General features: G+C 73.4%; 19 protein-coding genes and 1 pseudogene. 11 read left to right on the top strand and 9 right to left on the bottom strand.

Annotation, left to right across the window (positions count from 1 at the left end; all coding sequences use genetic code 11):
- Window positions 1-45 precede the first annotated feature (45 nt).
- From infB to rimP, 4 genes and pseudogenes are all read right to left on the bottom strand, one after another.
- Window positions 46-3,060 (bottom strand): translation initiation factor IF-2, encoded by a 3,015-nt coding sequence (infB, locus tag MICAU_RS07365; protein WP_030269840.1) that lies wholly within the window; start codon window positions 3,058-3,060, stop codon window positions 46-48.
- 93 nt (window positions 3,061-3,153) lie between these two features.
- Window positions 3,154-3,490 (bottom strand): annotated as a pseudogene (locus MICAU_RS31725) (YlxR family protein).
- 15 nt (window positions 3,491-3,505) lie between these two features.
- Complete coding sequence (nusA, locus tag MICAU_RS07360) at window positions 3,506-4,549, bottom strand: transcription termination factor NusA (RefSeq protein WP_013284665.1); 1,044 nt, start codon at window positions 4,547-4,549, stop codon at window positions 3,506-3,508.
- Window positions 4,546-5,196, bottom strand: a complete 651-nt coding sequence (gene rimP / locus MICAU_RS07355; protein ID WP_013284664.1) for a ribosome maturation factor RimP — start codon at window positions 5,194-5,196, stop codon at window positions 4,546-4,548. Before rimP ends, nusA begins: the two co-directional genes overlap by 4 nt.
- Window positions 5,197-5,459: 263 nt before the next feature.
- On the opposite strand from rimP, the gene MICAU_RS07350 reads away from it, so the two are divergent.
- The 6 genes from MICAU_RS07350 (at window position 5,460) to MICAU_RS07325 (ending at window position 11,062) form a co-directional block, all read left to right on the top strand.
- Window positions 5,460-5,906: a hypothetical protein gene (locus tag MICAU_RS07350; protein ID WP_030269842.1), complete on the top strand. Its 447-nt coding sequence runs from the start codon at window positions 5,460-5,462 to the stop codon at window positions 5,904-5,906.
- Window positions 5,903-6,346, top strand: a complete 444-nt coding sequence (locus MICAU_RS07345) for a ferritin-like domain-containing protein (RefSeq protein WP_013284662.1) — start codon at window positions 5,903-5,905, stop codon at window positions 6,344-6,346. The genes MICAU_RS07350 and MICAU_RS07345 overlap by 4 nt, the downstream gene beginning before the upstream one ends.
- A gap of 69 nt (window positions 6,347-6,415) precedes the next feature.
- A complete protein-coding gene (locus MICAU_RS07340) occupies window positions 6,416-6,997 on the top strand; it encodes a PadR family transcriptional regulator (protein WP_013284661.1) in 582 nt (193 codons plus the stop codon).
- 19 nt (window positions 6,998-7,016) lie between these two features.
- Window positions 7,017-7,748 carry an ABC transporter ATP-binding protein gene (locus MICAU_RS07335; protein ID WP_013284660.1) on the top strand — a complete coding sequence of 244 codons (732 nt, stop codon included), beginning with the start codon at window positions 7,017-7,019 and terminating at the stop codon, window positions 7,746-7,748.
- The gene (locus MICAU_RS07330) at window positions 7,745-10,426 is read left to right on the top strand and encodes an ABC transporter permease (protein ID WP_013284659.1); all 2,682 of its coding nucleotides are present in this window, start codon (window positions 7,745-7,747) and stop codon (window positions 10,424-10,426) included. The genes MICAU_RS07335 and MICAU_RS07330 overlap by 4 nt, the downstream gene beginning before the upstream one ends.
- Window positions 10,427-10,594: 168 nt before the next feature.
- Window positions 10,595-11,062, top strand: coding sequence for a nitroreductase family deazaflavin-dependent oxidoreductase (locus MICAU_RS07325; protein ID WP_013284658.1), 468 nt, complete (start codon window positions 10,595-10,597; stop codon window positions 11,060-11,062).
- 8 nt (window positions 11,063-11,070) lie between these two features.
- Here the strand turns inward: MICAU_RS07325 and MICAU_RS07320 are convergent, their stop codons facing one another.
- On the bottom strand, window positions 11,071-11,325 hold the full coding sequence (locus MICAU_RS07320; protein ID WP_013284657.1) for a hypothetical protein: 255 nt from the start codon (window positions 11,323-11,325) through the stop codon (window positions 11,071-11,073).
- Complete coding sequence (locus MICAU_RS07315; protein ID WP_013284656.1) at window positions 11,322-11,636, bottom strand: DivIVA domain-containing protein; 315 nt, start codon at window positions 11,634-11,636, stop codon at window positions 11,322-11,324. Before MICAU_RS07315 ends, MICAU_RS07320 begins: the two co-directional genes overlap by 4 nt.
- Before the next feature lie 215 nt (window positions 11,637-11,851).
- On the opposite strand from MICAU_RS07315, the gene MICAU_RS07310 reads away from it, so the two are divergent.
- The 3 genes from MICAU_RS07310 to MICAU_RS07300 are packed head-to-tail and all read left to right on the top strand — an operon-like array spanning window position 11,852 to window position 14,360.
- A complete protein-coding gene (locus tag MICAU_RS07310) occupies window positions 11,852-13,066 on the top strand; it encodes a helix-turn-helix domain-containing protein (protein ID WP_013284655.1) in 1,215 nt (404 codons plus the stop codon).
- Complete coding sequence (locus MICAU_RS07305; protein ID WP_049794807.1) at window positions 13,063-13,647, top strand: GNAT family N-acetyltransferase; 585 nt, start codon at window positions 13,063-13,065, stop codon at window positions 13,645-13,647. Before MICAU_RS07310 ends, MICAU_RS07305 begins: the two co-directional genes overlap by 4 nt.
- The gene (locus MICAU_RS07300; RefSeq protein WP_013284654.1) at window positions 13,632-14,360 is read left to right on the top strand and encodes a hypothetical protein; all 729 of its coding nucleotides are present in this window, start codon (window positions 13,632-13,634) and stop codon (window positions 14,358-14,360) included. Before MICAU_RS07305 ends, MICAU_RS07300 begins: the two co-directional genes overlap by 16 nt.
- A 21-nt stretch (window positions 14,361-14,381) precedes the next feature.
- On the opposite strand, the gene MICAU_RS07295 is transcribed toward MICAU_RS07300, so the two are convergent.
- Window positions 14,382-15,098 carry a VIT1/CCC1 transporter family protein gene (locus MICAU_RS07295; RefSeq protein ID WP_013284653.1) on the bottom strand — a complete coding sequence of 239 codons (717 nt, stop codon included), beginning with the start codon at window positions 15,096-15,098 and terminating at the stop codon, window positions 14,382-14,384.
- Window positions 15,095-15,952, bottom strand: coding sequence for a type I methionyl aminopeptidase (gene map, locus MICAU_RS07290; RefSeq protein ID WP_013284652.1), 858 nt, complete (start codon window positions 15,950-15,952; stop codon window positions 15,095-15,097). The genes MICAU_RS07295 and map overlap by 4 nt, the downstream gene beginning before the upstream one ends.
- A 94-nt stretch (window positions 15,953-16,046) precedes the next feature.
- Between map and MICAU_RS07285 the strand changes: the two genes are divergently transcribed.
- Together MICAU_RS07285 and MICAU_RS07280 are read left to right on the top strand one after the other, a co-directional pair.
- The gene (locus MICAU_RS07285) at window positions 16,047-16,358 is read left to right on the top strand and encodes an STAS domain-containing protein (RefSeq protein WP_225319649.1); all 312 of its coding nucleotides are present in this window, start codon (window positions 16,047-16,049) and stop codon (window positions 16,356-16,358) included.
- Between the two features lie 76 nt (window positions 16,359-16,434).
- Entirely contained in the window at window positions 16,435-17,001 is a 567-nt protein-coding gene (locus MICAU_RS07280) for a GNAT family N-acetyltransferase (protein WP_013474428.1), read from the top strand.
- Window positions 17,002-17,010: 9 nt separating this feature from the next.
- Here MICAU_RS07280 and MICAU_RS07275 read toward each other — a convergent pair whose 3' ends face one another.
- Window positions 17,011-20,694 (bottom strand): SpoIIE family protein phosphatase, encoded by a 3,684-nt coding sequence (locus MICAU_RS07275; protein ID WP_013284649.1) that lies wholly within the window; start codon window positions 20,692-20,694, stop codon window positions 17,011-17,013.
- Window positions 20,695-20,849 lie beyond the last annotated feature (155 nt).

Genomic DNA, 20,849 nt, shown 5'->3' with positions numbered 1-20,849 from the left:
CGGGGCCCGAAGGCCCCGGCCGCCGGCCGGTCTTACGCGTGGTCGTCAGGCGCGCGGCTTCTCGCGCATCTCGAACGTCTCGATGACGTCGCCGACCTGGACGTTGTTGTAGCCGCCCAGCGTCAGACCACACTCGAAGCCCTCGCGGACCTCGGTCGCGTCGTCCTTGAACCGCTTCAAGGAGCTGATCGTGAGGTTGTCCGCCACGACCGCCCCGTCCCGCAGCAGCCGCGCCTTGGCGTTGCGGCGGATGAGGCCGGACCGGACGATACAGCCGGAGATGTTGCCGATCTTGGACGAGCGGAAGACGTCGCGGATCTCCGCGGTGCCCAGCTCGACCTCCTCGTACTCCGGCTTGAGCAGACCCTTGAGCGCGGCGTCGATCTCCTCGATGGCCTGGTAGATGACGGTGTAGTACCGGATCTCCACGCCCTCGCGGTCGGCCATCTCGCGGACCTTGTTCGAGGCCCGCACGTTGAAGCCGATGATCGTGACCGCCTCGGACGAGGCGCTCGCGAGCATGACGTCGCTCTCGGTGATCGCGCCCACGCCCCGGTGGATGATCCGAAGCTGGACCTCCTCCGGGATGTCGAGGTTGAACAGCGCGTCCTCGAGCGCCTCCACGGAACCGGAGACGTCGCCCTTGAGCACCAGGTTGAGCGAGGTCTTCTCGCCCTCCTTGAGCTGCTCCATGAGCGTCTCGAGAGTGGCCCGGCCACGGGAGTTGGCGAACGACGCCGCCCTCCGCCGTGCCTGACGCTGCTCGGCGATCTGCCGCACGGTGCGGTCGTCCTCGGCGGCCAGGAAGGTGTCACCCGCACCCGGCACCGTGGTCAGACCCAGCACCATGACCGGACGGGCCGGACCAGCCGAATCGACCGGCTTGCCGTTCTCGTCGAGCATGGCCCGGACCCGGCCGTGCGCCCCACCGGCGACGATCGAGTCACCGGCACGCAGGGTGCCCTTCTGCACCAGCACGGTCGCCACCGCGCCACGGCCCTTGTCCAGGTGCGCCTCGATCGCGACACCCTGCGCCGGCCCGTCGATCGGAGCGGTCAGCTCCAGCGACGCGTCGGCGGTCAGCAGCACGGCCTCGAGCAGTTCCTCGATGCCGATACCGGGCTTGGCCGCCACGTTGACGAACATGGTGTCGCCGCCGTACTCCTCGGCGACCAGGCCGTACTCGGTCAGCTGCTGGCGGACCTTGTCCGGGTTCGCCTCGGGCTTGTCGACCTTGTTGACCGCGACCACGATCGGCACGTCCGCCGCCTTGGCGTGGTTGAGCGCCTCGATGGTCTGCGGCATGACGCCGTCGTCGGCCGCGACCACCAGGATCACGATGTCCGTGACCTGGGCACCACGGGCACGCATGGCGGTGAACGCCTCGTGACCCGGGGTGTCGATGAACGTCACCGCGCGGTCCTCGCCCTCGTGCGGGACGTGGACCTGGTAGGCGCCGATGTGCTGGGTGATGCCACCCGCCTCGCCGGCCACCACGTTCGCCTTGCGGATCGCGTCGAGCAGCTTGGTCTTACCGTGGTCGACGTGACCCATGACGGTCACCACCGGCGCACGGCTGACCAGGCGGTCCGCCGCGACCTCGGCGTCGAGGTCGATGTTGAACTGCGCGAGCAGCTCGCGGTCCTCGTCCTCCGGGCTGACGATCTGCACGTCGAAGCCGAGGTGCTCACCCAGCAGCTGCAGGGTCTCGTCGGAGCACGACTGGGTCGCCGTCACCATCTCGCCCAGGTTGAACATCTCCTGGACCAGCGAACCCGGGTTGGCGTTGATCTTGTCGGCGAAGTCCGACAGCGAGGCGCCACGGGACAACCGGACGACCTGACCCTGACCGCGGGGCGCACCCGAGGACATGGTCGGGGCCGACAGGTTGTCGAACTCCTGTCTGCGCTGCTTCTTGGACTTGCGACCGCGGGTCGGCCGGCCGCCGGGACGCCCGAAGGCACCCGCCGCGCCACCGCCACGGCCACGGCCACCGCCGCCGGGACGGCCACCGCCGCCGACCGGGCCACCCGGACGGAAACCACCGCCGGGAGCACCGCCACCGCCGCCGGGACCGCCGCGGTAGCCACCGCCACCGCCGCCGCCACCGGGACCGCCGCGGTAGCCACCGCCACCGCCGCCGCCACCGGGTCCACCACGGTAGCCACCGCCACCGCCGCCGGGACCGCCCGGACGACCGGCGCCTCCACCGGGTCCGCCACGACCGCCACCGGGGCCGCCGGGGCGGCCGGTGGTCGGGCGCTGGCTCGGCATCGAGGCCGGGCTCGGCCGCGGCGGCATCGACGCCGGGCTGGGCCGCGGCGGCATGCCGGCCGGGCTGGGACGGGGACCGCCCGCACCGGCGGCCGGGGGCCGCTGCTGCTGGCCGCCCTGGATGCCGAACGGGTTGTTACCGGCGCCACGCGCCGGCGGACGACCGCCGGGCCGGGCACCGGGGCCCTGACCCTGACCCGGACCGCCGGGACGACCGGCGGCCGGGGAACCCGGACGCGGCGGCATGGCGTTCGGGCCGGGACGCGGACCCGGGCGAGCACCGCCCTCGGCCGGGGGCTCCCGGCGTACGGTCTCGCGCTGCTGCTGACGGGCGGCCTGGGCGGCCTTGACCGCGGCCTCCTGCTCAGCCTTGAGCGCGGCGGCACGCGCCTCGGCGGCCGCCACTTCGATGTCGTGCGCGCTCGCCGGCTTGGCGACCGGAGTCGCCGGCTGCGGCGGGCCGGGGACCGGGCCCTTGGGCTTCGGTCCAGGGGTCGGCGCGGCCGGACGCCGGGGCGGCATCGGCTTGGCCGAGACCCGGGGGGCACCCGGGGTCGGGGTGGGCGTCGGGGTCGGTGCCGGGCCACTGGGCGCGGCAGCCGGCGGGCCGGCAGGCGCCGACGAACCGGCTACGAACGCGCTACGCAGCCGCCGGGCGACAGGCGCCTCGACGGTGCTGGACGCGGACTTCACGAACTCGCCCATTTCCTTGAGCTTGGCGAGAACGGTCTTGCTTTCGACCCCGAGCTCCTTGGCAAGCTCGTGTACGCGGGCCTTTCCTGCCACTGCACTCCTCACTCCGAGGTCGTGCGGGCAGCACCCGCAGCGACCTCACTCCTGCACTTGAAGCCTGGTCATTTCAGGGACTTCATCGTGTGCTCATGTCGGTCGTCCTACCTTGCTAGCGACCCTCGACCGGTCGGGCTTGACCGGTCGTCGGGGGTTGCGCGTCGACGTGCTCCGCAAGCGCACCGTGGTCGGGGACCCCGGTGAGGCGCAGTGCCCGCCCGAAGGCGCGGCGTCGCACCGCCTGCGCGAAGCAGGCCGGATCAGGGTGCATGTTCGCTCCCCGACCCGGCAGTCTGCGGGCCGGATCGGGCCGGAGACTGGTGTGACCAGCCTCGTCACCGATCGCGACGACCCGCAACAACTCGCTGGCCGGCGCTCGTTTCCGGCAGCCCACACAGGTGCGCTCCGGAATCGCGCGTCGTGCCACTGAGTAAGTCTACCCCTAGCCGCCGGAGATCGCGCCGCCCGGCTCCGGGACGTGATCAGCTCCGCCCCGGCTCTGCGGGGCTGCGGTCTCCGCGTCGGACCGGATGTCGATGCGCCAACCGGTCAGACGGGCCGCGAGGCGGGCGTTCTGCCCTTCCCGGCCGATCGCGAGCGAGAGCTGGAAGTCCGGCACGGTCACCCGGGCGGTACGGGAGGCCAGGTCGACCACCTCGACCCGCAGCGCCTTGGCCGGCGACAACGCGTTGCCGACGAAGGTGGCCGGGTCGTCCGACCAGTCGATAATGTCGATCTTCTCGCCGTGCAGCTCGCTCATCACGGCCCGGACCCGCTGGCCCATCGGGCCGATGCAGGCGCCCTTGGCGTTGACGCCGGACGTGGTCGAGCGCACAGCGATCTTCGTACGGTGACCTGCCTCACGCGCGATCGCGCCGATCTCCACGGTGCCGTCGGCGATCTCCGGCACCTCCAGCGCGAACAGCTTCTTCACCAGCGCGGGATGCGACCGGGACAGCGTGATCTGCGGGCCGCGCATTCCCTTGGCGACGTGCACGACCACGCAGCGGATCCGCTCGCCGTGCTCGTACCGCTCGCCGGGGACCTGCTCGGACTGCGGCAGGACGCCCTCCAGCTTGCCCAGGTCGACGCTGACGATGCCCTTCTCCCGGCGGGTCTCGTGCGCCTGCACCACGCCGGTGACCAGGTCACCGTCGCGGCCGACGTACTCGCCGAAGTGCACCTCGTCGGTGGCCTCCCGCAGCCGCTGGAGGATCACCTGCTTGGCGGTCATGGCGGCGATCCGCCCGAAGTCGTGCGGAGTGTCGTCCCACTCCCGGGTCACAGTGCCGTCGGCGTCCAGTTCCTGCGCGTAGACCGAGGCGGCCCCGCTCTTACGGTCGATCTCCACCCGGGCGTGCGGCTCGGCGCCGTCGGTGTGCCGGTAGGCGGTCAGCAGCGCGGTCTCGATCGCCGCGAGGATCGTGTCGAACGGGATCTCCCGCTCGCGCTCCAGGGCGCGCAGCGCCGCGAGGTCGATGTTCACCTCTCCTCGTCCTCCAGATCTTCGTCGTCGTCGGTGTCGTCACCGAAGTCCTCGTCGGCCAGGTCGTCCAGGCGGTTGAACTCCACCTGGACCCGGCCGGGCCCGAGTTCGGCGTACGGGTGTTCGGCGGGGCCGGCGTCGGTCTCCAGCACCACGCGCTCGTCGTCGGCGGCCGTGATCCGGCCGGTGAGCTGGCGGTCCCCCGCGTCGCCGCGGACGGTGACCTTGACCAGCCGCCCGGCGTTGCGCCGCCAGTGCCGGGGCAGGGTGAGCGGGCGGTCCACGCCGGGCGAGCTCACCTCCAGCTGGTACTCGCCGGCCACGATGTCGCCGCCGGCCTCCTCGGCCGCGTCCAGCGCCGCCGAGACCGCGCGGGAGACGTCCGCCACGCCGTCCAGGTTGATCCCGCCGTCGGCGTCCACGATCACCCGGACCACGTGCCGCCGGCCGGCGCGGGAGACGGAGAGGTCCTCCAAGTCGTAACCGGCCGCCGTGACGACCGGTTCGATCACCTCGCGCAGCCGGTTGCGGCGGGCGGCGAGATCGCCGCGGGGTGCGCCGCTCCGGTCCGCGCCGCGGGGGCCGTCGGAGCGGCGGGGCCGCCCGGAGGGCCCCGTCGACCGGGTGGCACGGCCACGCTGCGTCATTGCGCGCACCTCTCCTGCTGTTGCCACGACCCGCGGGCCGTGTTGTCCCTGGCCGGTGCGGGCGATCGGCCCGCCATACCGGCGCGCCACCGGGGCGTCCGCGCCCGGTGGTTGCGCAGAGCGTAACGCTAACGACCGCCGACGGACCCGGCGGCGCACCGAGACCCTGACCCACGAGACGGCGCGAATGGTGTTGACTCTGTCAGGTGGGGATCGGCAGAACACCATCCGACCAGGTCAGAGCGGGGCATTCCCGGCGCTGGCTGCTGCGCGCCGGCGGGCTCGTGGCGCTCGGCGGCGCGACCGCGCCGCTGACCGGTTGTGATCTTTTCGACCGCGACGAGGAGCCACCGGAGCCGGACGCGCTGGAGCCGCTCGTCGCCGAGGCGCTCGCGCTGGAGGCTCGCTACCGGGCCGCCGCCACCGCCGACCCGGCGCTGGCCGGGCGGCTCACCCCGATCGCCGACGCGCACCGGGCGCACGCCGAGGAGCTACGCCGCGTGATCGGCCGGCCGGCGCCCTCCGGCACACCGGCCGCCGGCTCGGCGAGCGCGCCCGCGCCCGACGCCGTGCTCACCGAGCTCCGCCGGGCCGAGCAGGAGGGCCGGACGAACGCGGCCAAGGCGTGCGCGGCAGCGCCGGCCGAGCGGGCCGCGCTGCTCGGCTCGATCGCCGCCGCGCGGGCCACACACGTGGAGGCGCTCAAATGACCAACCCGACGACCGGCCCGGCCTCGGCGCTCGCCGACGCGCTCGCCGCCGAGTACGCGGCGATCTGGGCGTACGGGGTGATCGGTGTGCACCTGACCGAGGCGGCGCGTACGGCGGCCCGTGCCGCCGAGGCGGCCCACCGGTCCCGCCGCGACGCGCTGCTGCTCCAGCTCGCCGAGGGCTCCGGGCAGGTGCCCGCCGACCGGGCCGGGTACGCGCTGCCCTACCCGGTGACGGACCGGGCGAGCGCGCTGCGCCTGGCGGTGGAGATCGAGGAGAGGACGGCCGGGCACTGGCGGGCCGCGCTGCCGCACACCACCGGCGCGGACCGGAACACCGCGCTCGCCGCGCTCACCGACTGCGCGTTGCGCGCCACCCGCTGGCGGCGTACGGCAGGCGTGACGCCGGTCACCGTTCCGTTCCCGGGCCGCCCGGCCTGAGCGCGACGCCGGTCACCCGGCGGAACCCTCCGGTTGCGTAGCGCATACCAGGTATGCATACTCGCGGTCATGTCCATCCGTCACGGCCTGCTCGCCCTGCTCGAACGCGGCCAGATGTACGGCTACCAGCTCCGTGCCGCGTTCGAGGAGTCCACCGGGTCGACCTGGCCGCTGAACATCGGACAGGTCTACACCACGCTGGCGCGGCTGGAACGTGACGGCCTGGTCCGCCCGCTGCCGGAGAACGAGAGCGGGCAGCGGCCGTACGAGATCACCGACGCCGGACGGGCGGACCTGGCGCTGTGGTTCGCCACGCCGATCAGCCGCGCCGACCGGCCGCGCGACGAGCTGTCCATCAAACTGGCGCTGGCGCTGACCACCCCCGGCGTCGACGTGCGGTCGGTGGTGCAGACCCAGCGCACCGCCACCATGCGCGCGCTCCAGGAGTTCACCCGGTTGAAGTACACGAGCGACAAGCCGGAGGATCTACCCTGGCGGCTGGTGCTGGACGCGATGATCTTCCAGACCGAGGCCGAGGTGCGGTGGCTCGACCACTGCGAGACGAGCCTGGTCCGGCACCGCCCGGCGCCGATCCGGGCGGTCGACCACCCCGAGGCGGTGGACCGGGCCGGCGACGAAGCCCGCCGGTGACCCGGCACGGGAGGCGCTGATGGACCCGATCGACGGGGTGCTGGAACTGCGTGACGTACGCCGGACCCACGGCGCCGGTGAGGCCGCCGTGCACGCGCTGCGCGGCGTGAGCCTGACCGTGCGGGCCGGTGAGCTGGTGGCGGTGATGGGCCCCTCCGGGTCCGGCAAGTCCACGCTGCTGGCGCTCGCCGGCGGCCTGGACCGGCCCACCGGCGGCGAGGTGGTGGTCGAGGGCGAGACCCTGGTCGGGCTGTCCGCCCGCGAGCTGGCCCGGCTGCGGCGCCGCCGGATCGGGTACGTCTTCCAGGACCTGAACCTGCTCGGCAGCCTGACCGCCGTGGAGAACGTGGCGCTGCCACTGGAACTGGACGGCACCGGCGTACGGGCGGCCCGCCAGCTGGCGCTGGCCGCGCTGCGCGAGGTCGACCTAGAGGACCTGGCCGACCGCTTCCCGGACCAGATGTCGGGTGGCCAGCAGCAGCGGGTGGCGATCGCGCGGGCCCTCGTCGGCGAACGCCGCCTGGTCCTCGCCGACGAGCCGACCGGCGCGCTGGACTCCCAGACCGGCGAGGCGGTGCTGCATCTGCTGCGCCGCCGGGTGGACGCCGGAGCGGCCGGGGTGCTGGTCACCCACGAGGCCCGGCACGCCGGCTGGGCGGACCGGGTGGTCTTCCTGCGCGACGGGGTGATGGTCGACTCGACCGCCCCGCTGATCGGCGTCGACCACCTGCTCAGCGGCAGCACCCGGTGACCGGCGGCCGCCTCGCCGCCGTAGGCGGGTCGTGGCGGACCGCGCTGCGGATCGCCCGCCGGGAGGCCCGGCGGTCCCGGCGGCGCACGCTGCTGGTGCTGGTGATGATCGCGCTGCCGGTGTTCGGCCTCAGCTTCGCCGCGGTCAGCTACGACATGGGGGATCTGACCCGCGCCGAGCGCATCGAGCGCCAGCTCGGCGGCGGCGACGTCGCCCTGCGCTGGGACAGCCTCGCGCCGGTGACGCAGGACGCCTGGGGCGAGTCGGCCTGGCCGGTCCAGGGCGAATGGGTGTCCCGGACCCGCCCGGCGACCGCCGAGGAGGTGCGCGCGCTGCTGCCCGAGGGCAGCCGGCTGGCTCGCACCCGCTGGTGGATGACGTTCTCGACACGGGTGGACCGGCACGTCGAGTCGCTCGAGGCGCGCGCCGTCGACCTGACCGACCCGCTCACCCGGCCGCTGGCCCGGGTACGCGACGGCCGGCCACCGGTACGCCCCGACGAGATCGCGGTCAGCCCGACGGCGCTGCGCCGGCTGGAGACCCGCATCGGCGACCCGGTACGCACGATCGACGGCGCCACGTACCGGGTGGTCGGGGTGGTGGAGTATCCGGACAACCTCCGGGACGTGATCACGCTGCCCGCTGTGACCTCGGAGGGCATGGCCGGCAGCGACACCTGGCTGGTGGACCTGCCCGGCCCGCTGGAACCGGGGCTCGTGGACCGGCTGAACGCGCAGGGCATCCAGGTCGTCGCGCGCAGCCCGCTGCCGGGACGGCAGGAGTTCACCCGCGGCATGTCCGTACCGGACGCCGACGAGGCGGGCGTCGTCGGAGTCGTCGGCGGGCTGGGCCTGCTGGAGGTGGTGCTGCTGGTCGGCCCGGCCTTCGCGGTGAGCGTCCGGCGCCGGCGGCGGGACCTCGCACTCGTCGCGGTGGCCGGTGGCGACGCCTCCCACCTGCGCCGGATCGTGCTCGCAGACGGGGTGGTGCTCGGCGCCGGCGGAGCCGCCCTGGGCATGCTGCTCGGGATCGGGGCGGCGTTCGCCGGCCGGCCGATCGTCGAGCAGTACCTGCTCGGGGAGCGCCTCGGGGCGTACCGGATCTTCCCGGCCGCGCTGGTGGCGATCGCCGCGACGGCGGTGCTGGCCGGGGTGCTCGCGGCGATGGCGCCGGCCTGGGCGGCGGCCCGGCAGGACGTGGCGACCGGCCTGGCAGGCCGGCGCGACGCGACCCGGCCACGCCGCCGCTGGCTGCTGGTCGGGGTGGCGCTCACCGTCGCCGGGACCGCGATCGCCGCGTTCGCCGCCGGCCGCACCTCGCAGACCGGAGTGCTGGCCGGTGTCGCGCTGGGCGAGCTGGGGCTGGTGTTCTGCACCCCGTCGCTCGTCGGCGTGCTGGGCCGGGCCGGGCGGCTGCTGCCGCTGACCCCCCGGCTCGCGTTGCGCGACGCCAGCCGCAACCGGTCCTCGGCCGCGCCCGCCATCTCCGCGGTGATGGCGGCGGTGGCCGGAAGCGTCGCGCTCGGCGTCTACGTGGCGAGCGACGAGACCCGCTCACGGGCGCTCTGGCAACCCGGCCTGCCGCCGGGGAACGTGCTGCTCACCCACTCCGGTGAGACCCCGGCGGACCCACCGTCGGCCCAGGTCGTGGCCGGCCGGGCCCGCGCGGTCCTGTCCGACGCCACAGTGGTGTCGGTCGCGATCCCCGGCTGCGCCGGCGACGTCCGGGAGAAGGACGACTGCAGCCCCTACGCGCTCATGCCGCAGGCGCAGCAGTGCCCGTACAGCTCCTCCGACCCGGTCATCCCCGACTCGGCCCGGCGGGATCCGCGCTGCGTGAGCCCCTTCCAGGAGCCCGTCGACGTCTACCTGCCGGCGCTCGTGGACGACGGCGCCGCGCTGCCCGCGCTCACCGGCGCGCCGGACGACGAGCTGGCCGCCGCGCGCCGGACGCTCGCCGCCGGGGGCGTGGTGGTCACCGACGCCCGGCGGGTGGTGGACGGGCAGGTCCGCGTGGAGGTCAACTACAACTCCGGCGGCCCGCCCACCGGGCGTCTCCTGCCCGCGTACGCGCTGCGCGGCGGTCTCACAGTCGACCGGCTGGTGCTCTCCCCCGCCGCCGCGGACGCGCTCGGCCTGTCCGCCGTGCCGATGGGTTACCTGCTGGACACCGCCGGCTCGCCCACCGACCGGCAGGTCGAGATGCTGACCGACGAGCTGTTCGACATCGGGCCCATGTCCGCGCAGGTGGCCACCGCCGAGCCCCCGTCGGACCAGCGCTCGATGCTGCTCCTGCTGGCGGTGGCCTCCGGGGTGATCACGCTGGGCGCCGCCGCGGTCGCCACCGGCCTCGCCGCGGCCGAGGGCCGCCGGGACCTGTCCACGCTCGCGGCGGTGGGCGCCGATCCCCGGGTACGCCGCCTGCTGTCGCTCTGCCAGGCCGGAGTCATCGCGGTGCTCGGCTCCGCGCTGGGCATCGTCGCCGGGCTCGGCTCCGCCGTGGTCGTCCTGTCCGCGCTCAACCAGCGGTACGCGGAGTCCTGGCCGGTGCAGCCGCCGTACCCGGTGACAGTGCCCGGCGTGACGCTCGCCGCGCTGGTCGTGGTGCCGCTCGTGGCGATGGGCGGCGCAGCGCTGTTCACCCGGTCCCGCCTGCCCATCGAACGCCGGCTCGACTGACTGTCCCGCCATGATCGACACCACTTCCGGCCATGATCGACACCATTCCGCCGGAGTGGCGGTATCGCGGTGGGGTGGATGCCACCACTTCGGCGAGATGGAGTCGACCTTGGGCGGACTGACCGTCCGAGGGATGACGGGGCACCCCGCGGACGGCACACTTGTCGGATGTCAGCCCTGGGAGCCCTCACCCGCCGTCTCGGTCACCAGCGTTGGTTCGGCGCCACCATGCGCCTGCTCGTCCCGGCCGACCGGCTGGTCGGCCGGATGACGAAGGGCCGCGTGGTCGCCTTCGGGCTCGTGCCCACGCTGGTGCTCACCTCCACCGGCCGCCGCTCCGGCAAGCCCCGCAGCAACCCCCTGGTGTACGTCCCGGACGGCGACGCCTACGTGGTGATCGGCTCGAACTGGGGGCAGCAGCACCAGCCGTCCTGGACGTTCAACCTGATGGCCGACCCGGCCGCCGAGGTGGACGTCAAGGGACGCCGGATCCCGGTCACCGCCGAGCAGGTCACCGGCGAGGAACGGGAACGGCTGTTCCAGCGGCTGGTGCAGGAGTGGCCCGCGTACCGCACGTACGTCGAGCGGGCCGGTGGCCGCGAGATCCGCGTGTTCCGGCTGGTCCCGAACGCCTGAGCGACGGCTCACCGTGGCCGGAATCGCGGCGAGCAGTCGCCGTCGTGATCGGGTCGGAGCAGGCAGCGTCGTCCCTCGGACAGGTTTCGGTCGCAGAAGACCCAGTGCCGCACGTTCTGGTCGTCCTCGGGCGAGACGCTGGTGCCGCCTGGCTCGGTCTGCGGGAGGACGTGGCTCCAATGTGCCACCACACGGGCAAGTCGCTGCGCCGACACGAGGTCGTTGACGACCATCGGCAGATGGATGACCCACCGCTCGGTCATCGCTCCTGCTCCCGCTCGGCCCGCGCACGGGCCTGCTCGGACTGCCAGCGCCGCAGGGCGTCCTTCACCCGGCCGGTCTCCCGGCGGCTCTCGGCCAGCGCGTCGTAGACCGTCGCCAGGTCGCCCGCCACCAGATCCAGGAACTCCCGGACCTGCTCGGGGTCGAGCCCGCGCCGGCCCAGTGGTGTGGATCTGAACGTTCGCTCCCGGACCTGCCAGGGGCGCAGCGTCTGGTACGCCGCAGAGCGATAGCACGTCGCACGGCGCTCGGGCCGACGGTTGCGTCGGCGTCGGAAAGGGATGATCCTCATCGAACCTGTCCTTCGTCGGTGCCATCCGGCCGTGGAGAGCGGGCCGATGACGGCCCGCTCCCGGCGCCTGCCGTCGCAGCGTGATCGCGGTACGCCGACAGGGCTCACACGGGCCGCGCCGAATAGGTCGGCATGGGTAGCATCCCGATTACGGAGAGCAGGCGGCAGCGGTGAGCAGTGGGCCCACACGCAAGCCCACAGCCGGAGAGGACGGCATGGACCGTTTCGGGGACATACTCAGGCAGCATCGGGTAGCCGCCGGTTGGTCACTGCGGAAGTTCGCCGACCTCATCAGGTACGACTTCGGCTACCTCGGGCAGATCGAGCGTGGCGACCGACCCGTCAACCCCGCCGTCGTGGCCGCCTATGACCGGGCACTGTCGACGGGCGGATCGCTCAAGAAGGCGTACGACAGCAGGTGTGCCGACGACATCGACATGCCGAGACGGTCGGTCCTCCAAGCCATGACTTCGCTCGCTGCTCTCCCCACAGTCGACCGGCTGGTCGGCTGGGAGGCGCTGCGGCACGGCCTCGACACCGCGGTCGACGTCGACTCCGACGCGTGGACCGAGATCGTCTCCTCCTACGGCACGGCCTACTATCGCCAGCCGCACGATCAGCTGATGACCCAACTCGGCCGGGATCTGACGGTCCTTCAGCATCAACTCGCCGCAGTTGACGATCGGCGCCGCCCACAGCTGCTACGTGCCGCCGCGGCGCTGTCGGTGATCGTCGCGCTCAGCCTCGTCGCGTCGGGACACGCCCTGCTGTCGAGGAGATGGTGGGCCAGCGCCCAGAGAGCCGCCGACGAATCCCGCGATCCCGACACACGAGTCCTGACGCGCGCCTGGGACATCGTCAACGGCTGCTACGACGGTCGACGACCCGCCACCGTCGTCACGATCTCCGAAGAGGTCCTGCCGCTCGCCAGCAGGCCGTCGGCAGCCACTTGCGGTCTGCTGGCGGGCCGGGCGCAGGCACTCTCCCTCGCCGGGCGGCACGACGAGGCGGTCGCGACCGTGCGTCATCTGAGCGAGCAGATCGAGAGACTCCCGGCCACCGTCGTCGGGGACGTCGAATCGCTTTGGGGCTGGCCGGAACATCGTCTGCGACACACGGAGTCCTGGGTCTACACCCATTCCGGTGACCAGAAGGCGGCTGCGGCAGCGCAGGCCCGGGCCCTGGAGTTGTATCCCGCTACCCAGGTCCGGCTGCGCACGCAGGTACAACTGCATCAGGCAGCGGCGACGGTCCGGGCCGGTCACATCACCGACGGTCTGACGGCGGCGGCCGATCTGCTCGACCGCCTGCCACGGGAACAACACAACGAACTGGTGCGCGCGGTCACTATGCAGGTCACGGCGGCGGTACCCGACAGAGAGCGGCACCGGCCGCTCTACCGGGAACTGATGGACCGAGTCCAGCGGTGACGCCTCCGCCGTCCGTCACCTTCGACCGACGCCGTCCGGACGAGCTGACGTCTGTCGTCGACGCTCTCGCCGACCTGTACGCGCTGGTCTACGCCGAGCCGCCCTACCTCGAAGGCCCGGCACAGGTCGCCCGGTTCCGGACCGGGCTGCCCGACGAGGCGGCGCGGCCGGGATTCCACCTTGTCCTGGCTTGGGAAGGCGAGGAACTGATCGGAGCGGCGTACGGGTGGACCATGGCCGCCGGCACCTGGTGGTCTCGGGCGAAGGATGAACCCCCGGCCGAGGTACGGAACCGCGACAAGTTCGCCGTACTGGAATGGATCGTGCATCCGCGGCATCGATCTCGTGGCGTCGGCGCGGAGTTGATGCGTCGGCTTCTTCAGGGGCGCCAGGAGAGCTGGGCGACCCTCGCCTCCGATCCGCGAAGCCGGGCGAGCGGCATCTATCGCCGCAACGGCTGGCGAGTTGCTGGGCACTCCGAGCTGCCGTGGGGTCCTTCGATGGAACTACTGGTCCGCGATCTGGCTAGGGTTGCCGCAGGCGACCGCTCGGGCGGAGGTGGACCGTGGCGCTCGACGTGAACGCCGAGCGGCGTCTGGACGACCCGCGGTGGCAGGTGGCCGAGCGCGTCGGTGACGCCGTCCTGCGGCGGTTCCCGGCCGAGGTGCTGGCGGTCGCCGTACACGGTCCGCTCGCGCACGGCGACGACGACGGCGGCGGGGACCGCGAGGTCGGCCTGCTCGTCGTCACCTACCGGCCCGGCGCCGGACCGCCACCCGCCACCCGGCGGGTGGACGGGGTGCTCGTCGACCTGACAGTGGCCGGGGCGGACGACTACCTGCGCCGGGCGACGACGATCACGTCCCGCTGGCCGCTGGCCGCGGACCGGTACGTCACCACCCGCGCCCTGCACGATCCGACCGGCTGGCTGCGAAAACTGCGCGACGAGCACCTGGCGTGCCTGGCACGCGCCCGGCCGGCGGAGTTCACCGGCGCCGCGCGGCAGGCGTGGTACCGGGGCAGCGCGGCGCACGCCCGCGCGTTGCGGCTGGCCGAGTGGTACGAGACGGACCAGGCGCTGCTCATGCTCGGCGAGGCGCGGCTGGCCGCCGCCACAGTGCAGGGACTGTTCAGCCGCACCTACTTCCGCGACCCCGGTGACGCGGTGCGGCGTACCGGGCTGGCCGGGGCGGACATGACCGAGGTCGGTGCGGCGCTGACCCGCCAGGCCGAGGAACTGGCCGCCCGGGGGCGGCCGGTCGACGGCACCGTCGACGACCTGCTGTCCGGCTGACGGCCCGCCGACGGCCGACCGTCAGCCGATGCCGCCGCCGACGCCGATCAGCGCGCCGATCAGGTAGGTGGCGCCGGCCGCCAGCGCGCCGAGCAGCAACTGCCGCAGACCGGCACGCCACCAGGCGCGGTTGGTGAACCGGGCCACGATCGCACCGGCGACGAAGAGGCCGACGCCGCCGACGCCGAGCGCCAGCCAGAGGCTGGTGAAACCGAGCAGGTACGGCAGCAGCGGCACCAGCGCGCCGATCGAGAAACAGATGAACGACGAGATCGCGGCGGCCCACGGGCTGGGCTGGTCGTCGGGGTCGACGCCCAGCTCCTCCCGTACGTGCACCCGCAGCGCCTCCTCCGGGTTGGCGCGTACCGCCTCGGCGACCTGCGTCGCCAGCTCGCGGGGCAGTCCACGGGCGACCCAGGCGTCGGCCAGTTCCCGGGCCTCGGCCTCCGGGTGGCGTTCCAGCTCGCGCCGCTCCTTGGCCACCTCGGCGGCGACCTGCTCGTTCGCGGACCGGACACTCGTGTACTCGCCGAGGCCCATCGAGATGGCGCCGGCCACCAGGCCGGCCGTGCCGGTCAGCACCACGCTGCGCGGCGACACCCCGCCGCCGCCCACGCCGGCGATCAGCGCGATGTTGGTGACCAGCCCGTCCATCGCGCCGAAGACGGCCGGACGCAGCCAGCCGCCGGAGACGTCCGCGTGGTGCGCCTCGCGCAGTGCCGCAGGGGTGTCGGTCACGGCAGCGTCAGGATCTCGTAGCCGTCGTCGGTCACGACGATGGTGTGCTCGAACTGGGCCGTCCACCGGCGGTCCTTGGTGACCACCGTCCAGCCGTCGTCCCACATGTCGTACTGGTAGGTGCCGAGCGTGATCATCGGCTCGACGGTGAACGTCATGCCGGGCTCCATCACGTCGGTGGGGCGCGGGCTGTCGTAGTGCGGCACGTAGAGGCCACTGTGGAACGCCTCGCCGATGCCGTGCCCGGTGAAGTCGCGGACCACGCCGTAGCCGAAGCGCTTGGCGTACGACTCGATCACCCGGCCGATGACGTTGATCTGCCGCCCCGGCGCGATGGCCTTGATGCCGCGCATCATCGCCGTGTGGGTCCGCTCGACCAGCAGGCGGGCCTCCTCGCTCACCTCGCCCACGCAGAACGTGGCGTCGGTGTCGCCGTGCACGCCGTTCAGGTACGCGGTGACGTCGACGTTGATGATGTCGCCGTCCTGGAGCACCGTGGTGTCCGGGATGCCGTGGCAGATCACCTCGTTGAGGCTGGTGCAGCACGACTTGGGGAAGCCCCGGTAGCCGAGCGTCGACGGGTAGGCGCCGTGGTCGCAGAGGAACTCGTGCACCACCTTGTCGATCTCGTCGGTGGTCACCCCGGGCTTGCAGTGCTCACCGGCGAGCTGGGTGGCCTGGGCGGCGAGACGCCCCGCGACGCGCATCTTCTCGATGGTCTCCGGCGTCTGCACGTGCGATCCGCGCCACTCCTGGGGGCGCTTCTTACCCACGTACTCCGGGCGCGGGATGTGGGCGGGGACCGCTCGCCACGGGGAGAGCGTGCCGGGGGTCAGCGGCGCACGGACGGTCATGACGCAAGCCTATCGCCGGGACCGGTGTGCCCCTCGCCACAGCCCCGCCGGGCAGGTTGTTGCCGTGCCGCAAACGCTGTGCCATTGTTGCTCCGTGGATCAAGGGGGCGCGGCGCCCGTCTTCTCCGTGACGGCGCAGGCCGACGGCGACCAACTGCGCGTCCAGGTGACCGGCGAGGTCGACATGGCGACCGCCGACACCATGTTCCAGACGGCGCTCCGCGAGCCCACCAAGCGGCTCACGCTCGACCTGCGGGCGGTCACCTTCTTCGACTCGGCCGCCATCCACGCGGTGGTCCGGCTCGCCCAGCGGTTCCCGGACGCGTTGACCGTGCTGCCGTCGCCGCAGGTCCGGCGTGTGCTGGACATCTCCGGCCTCGGCGACCAGGACTGGCTCGCCGGCTAGATCGAGGGCTGCTCCCCGCGTGAACGCCGTCGACGCGGGACAGCGGGCGGCCCGGCCCGTCACTACGGTGCAAAGGATGGACAGCTCCCATCCGTCGATGGCCGGCGTCGTGCACGAGGCGCCCGGCTCGACCGTACGACTGCGCCCGGTGGCCGAGGACGATCTCGCGATGCTGCGCCGGTTCGCTGTCGAACCCGGGCTGATCGGCCTCGACTGGGCCGGCTTCCAGGACGCCGCCGCGCCGGCCCGCCGCTTCGCCGAGGACGGCTATCTCGGCGACCGGAGCGGTGGCCTGATCGTCCAGGTCGAGCCCCCGGACGCGCCGGTCGGTTACCTCAGCTACCTGCAGCGCGAGAGCGGGCGGGCACCGTACTGGGAGATCGGGATCGTGCTGCTGCCCGAGTGGCGCGGCCGGGGTCTCGGCTGGCGAGCGCAGGCGCTGCTCTGCGACTACCTGTTCAGCCACACCCCGGCGCAGCGCATCCAGGCCGGCACCCATCCCGAGAACGCCGCCGAGCAGCGGTCGCTGGAGAAGGCCGGCTTCCAACTGGAGGGAGTTCTGCGGTCCTGCGAGTTCCGGGCCGGCGCCTGGCGCGACGGGTGGCTCTACAGCCGGCTGCGCGACGACCCGTCGCCGCTGTGACCGGCCGCCTCAGCGTCCCGAGGGCGGCGCCTGGTCGGCCAGCCGGCGGCGCAGCGTCAGCTCGGTGCCGTTCGCGGAACGGGTCACGTTCATCTCCCCCAGCGCCTGGATCAGCGCCAGCCCGCGCCCCCGGAAGGTCGACCCGCTCGACTCCCGCCAGCGTCCGCTGTCCCGGATGGTCGCGGTGACCGTCCGGTCGGCGATCGTCACCTCGACCTCGATCGTCGGGTCCACCGGGTCGACCGGGTGCTCGATCGCGTTCGCCGCCGCCTCGGAGACCGCCACGGTCAGGTCGAACAGGTCGGTCTCGCCGACCTGGTGGGCGACGAGGAAGTCCTCCAGCCGCTTGCGGAGCACGCTGAGCCGGGTCGGGTCGGCGGGCAGGCGCAGCGCGAACCGGTTCAGTTCGGCCGCCTCCAGCGCGAGCACCGCCACGTCGTCGTGCCGGGACCGCTCGGCCACCCGGGCCATGACGGCGTCGACCAGGTCCGCCACGTGCCCGGCGCGCGCCGTCGCGTCGGCCCGCAACTGGCCCAGCCCGGCGTCGATGCCCGCGGACCGGTCCTCGATCAGGCCGTCGGTGTAGAGCAGGAGCCGGTTGCCCGGCGCGAGTTCGCCTTCGGCGGCCGGGTAGACGGCGCCGGGGATCGCCCCGATCGGCGGTCCGAGAGCCCGATCGTGCAGGAACGCCACGTCGTCTCCTCGGATCAGCAGGGGTGACGGATGACCCGCGCTCGCGTACCGGATCCTGCCCGTGCGCGGGGAGAAGCCGAGGCAGACCACAGTGGCGAAGGAGCCGCTGCCGGCGGAGTGGACCAGCCGGTTGAGCCGGGTCAGCGCCTCGCCCGGGTCGTAGCCCTCCAGGACGTACGCCCGAAGCGCGTTGCGGAGCTGGCCCATCGCCGCGGCGGCCCGCACGCCCTTGCCCACCACGTCGCCGATGACCAGCACCAGGTCGTCGTCGGCGGTGGCCATCACGTCGTACCAGTCGCCGCCGACCTCCACGTCGGCGCTGCCTGGCAGGTAGCGGCTGGCCACCACCGCGCCGGGCAACTGCGGCAGCGTACGCGGCAGCAGGCTGTGCTGGAGTGTGGTCGCGATGTGGTGCTCGGCCTCGTAGAGCTGGGCGTTCTCCAGCCGCACGCCGATCAGCCGGGCCAGTTCGGTGAGCGCCGCCTCCTCGGTGCCGCCGCCCTCGCGGCGCCACACCCGCAGCTCGCCGAGCTGCTCGCCGGCGGTGCCGGTGAGCGGCAGCACCACTGTCGGCTCGGCGGGCAGGTCACCGCCGGCGTCCTCCTCGTGGCGGACCCCGGTGGCGGTGACCCGGACCCGTCCGGCCTCGGCCAGGCGCAGCGCGTGCCGGGCGGCCACCCGGACCACCTCGGCGGTGGACCGGGCGGTGTTGATCTCCACGGCGGCGTCGGCGAGTGCCCGCAGCCGGCGGATGATCTGCCCGCGCAACTGGCCCAGCTCGACGTTGGCCCGCACCCGGGCCACCAGCTCCTGGCTGGAGAAGGGCTTGGTCAGGTAGTCGTCGGCGCCGGTGGACAGACCCGCGACCTCCTCGGCGGCGCCGGCCCGTGCGGAGAGCAGCACGATCGGCACGTGCCGGGTGGCCGGCTCGGCCCGCAGCGCGGCGACCAGCCCGAAGCCGTCCAGCCGGGGCATCATCACGTCGGTCAGCACCAGGTCGAACGGGGTCTCGACGGCCAGCCGCAGCGCCTCCACGCCGTCCGGCACGGCCACCACCTCGTACGCCGGGGACAGCAGCCGGACGACGTGCTCGCGCAGGTCGGAGTTGTCGTCGGCGAACAGGATGCGACCGGACCCACCCGGCGCGCCGGACGCCTCCGGCAGCCCGGTGGGGCGGGCCACCTCGTCGGTCCAGAGCGCCGTCTCGGCGACGTACAGGCGGGCCTGCTCCGGTTCGGTCAGCGGGACCGGGGACAGCGCGGCCACCCGGTCGGCGGGCAGGTGCGCGTACCCGAAGGGCATGGTCACGGTGAACGTGGTGCCCCGGTCCACGACGCTGTGCGCGGTCACCGTGCCGCCGTGCATCTCGACCAGCTCGCGGACCAGGGCGAGCCCGATGCCGGTGCCCTCGTGGGTACGCGAGCGGGCGCCGGCCACCCGGTGGAACCGCTCGAAGACCTGCGGCAGTTCCTCCGGCGCGATGCCGACGCCGGTGTCGGTCACCTCCAGGACGGCGGCGCCGTCGTCCGCGCGGACCCGGACCCGGATCTCGCCGTCGAACGTGAACTTGACCGCGTTCGACAGCAGGTTGAGGACGATCTTCTCCCACATGTCCCGGTCGACGTAGACCGGCGCGGGCAGCGGCGGGCAGTCCACCACCAGGCGCAGCCCGGCCCGCTCGGTGGCCGAGCGGAACGTGCTGGCCAGCCGGGAGGTGTAGTCGGACAGGTCGGTGGGCTGGTAGCGGGCGGCCAGCCGGCCGGACTCCAGCCGGGAGAAGTCGAGCACCGTGTTGACCAGCTTGAGCAGGCGCAGCCCGTTGCGGTGCATGACGGTGAGCCGGTCGAGGTACCGCTCGGGCAGCTCCCGGTCGGCGAGCATCTCCTCCATCGGCCCGAGGACCAGCGTGAGCGGGGTACGGAACTCGTGGCTGACGTTGGCGAAGAAGTTGGTCTTGGCACGGTCCAGCGCGGCCAGCTCGGCGGCGCGGGCGCGTTCCTGCTCGTACGCCCGCTGCTTGCCCACGGCCCGGGACACCTGTGCGGCGACCAGGTCGACGAAGTCGCGGTAGTCGTCGGTGAACGGCAGCCGGCGCGACACCCCGAGCAGCAGCGCGCCGGCCGGCTCGTTCGTGGCGGTCAGCGGCAGCAGGAGCGCCTGGCCGGCGGCGTCCGGCGGCACGTCGCCCGGCAGGTCGGCGGTGGCGATCCGGCGCGGCTCGGTGAACGGCTCGCCCTCGGGCAGGCCGGGCGGCGGATCGGCGACGGTGGCCGGATCCACGCCGGAGCAGCCGCCCTGCACGAGTGTGCCGCGCTCGTCGGCGAACCACAGCGCGCTGAACGGCACGTCGGCGCGGTGGGCGTCGAGCACCCGGGTGACGGCCTGGCCCAGTTCGAGCATGCCGGGTACATCGCCCAGCTCGTTGCCCAGCTCGGCGAGGGCGCGCAGCCGGCGCTCGCCGAGCACCCGGCCGGTGGTCTCGTTGACGAAGCAGAACAGACCGCCGACGGTGCCGTCGGCGCTGCGGATCGGGTCGTACGAGACGTCGAAGTAGACGTCCTCCAGGAAACCGTGGCGGTCGAGCACGAAGGGGTGGTTCTCGCCCCGGTACGGCACGCCGGTGCGGCGCACTCCGTCCAGCAGCGGGCCGAGCACGTCCCAGGTCTCCGCCCAGTGCAGCCGGGCGGGCTGCCCGATCACGGCCGGGTGCTTGTCGCCGATGGTCGGCCGGTAGGCGTCGTTGTAGAAGGCCAGGTGCTCCTCGCCCCAGAAGACGACCATCTGGGCGCGGGACGACAGCATCGTGCTCACGGCGTGGCACAGCGCCGCGGGCCAGCGGTCCGGGCTGCCGAGGGCGGTGGTGGACCAGTCGAAGCCGCGCAGCCGGCCGCCCATCTCACCGCCGGCGGCGAACGCCGCGGCGAGCAGTGGCGGTAGGGACGCCTCGCCGGCCGCCGGGGACGAACGACCGTCCTCCCCGCCCCCGTGGGCCGAGCTCATGCAGCCTCCCGCTCCGGCCATGATCATGACGGCCGGCGATTCTCCGCCGACCGTCCCCGCCTACTACCCCGACGGACGAGCAACGTAACGCACCCGCACCGTTCGACGCTGCTTACCTCCGCCTCATCCTGGCGTAACCGACGCTCCGGGGCGAC

Origin of the sequence: Micromonospora aurantiaca ATCC 27029, assembly GCF_000145235.1 — a bacterium.
GTDB lineage: Bacteria > Actinomycetota > Actinomycetes > Mycobacteriales > Micromonosporaceae > Micromonospora > Micromonospora aurantiaca.
This window is presented reverse-complemented; position numbering and strand designations above follow the sequence as displayed.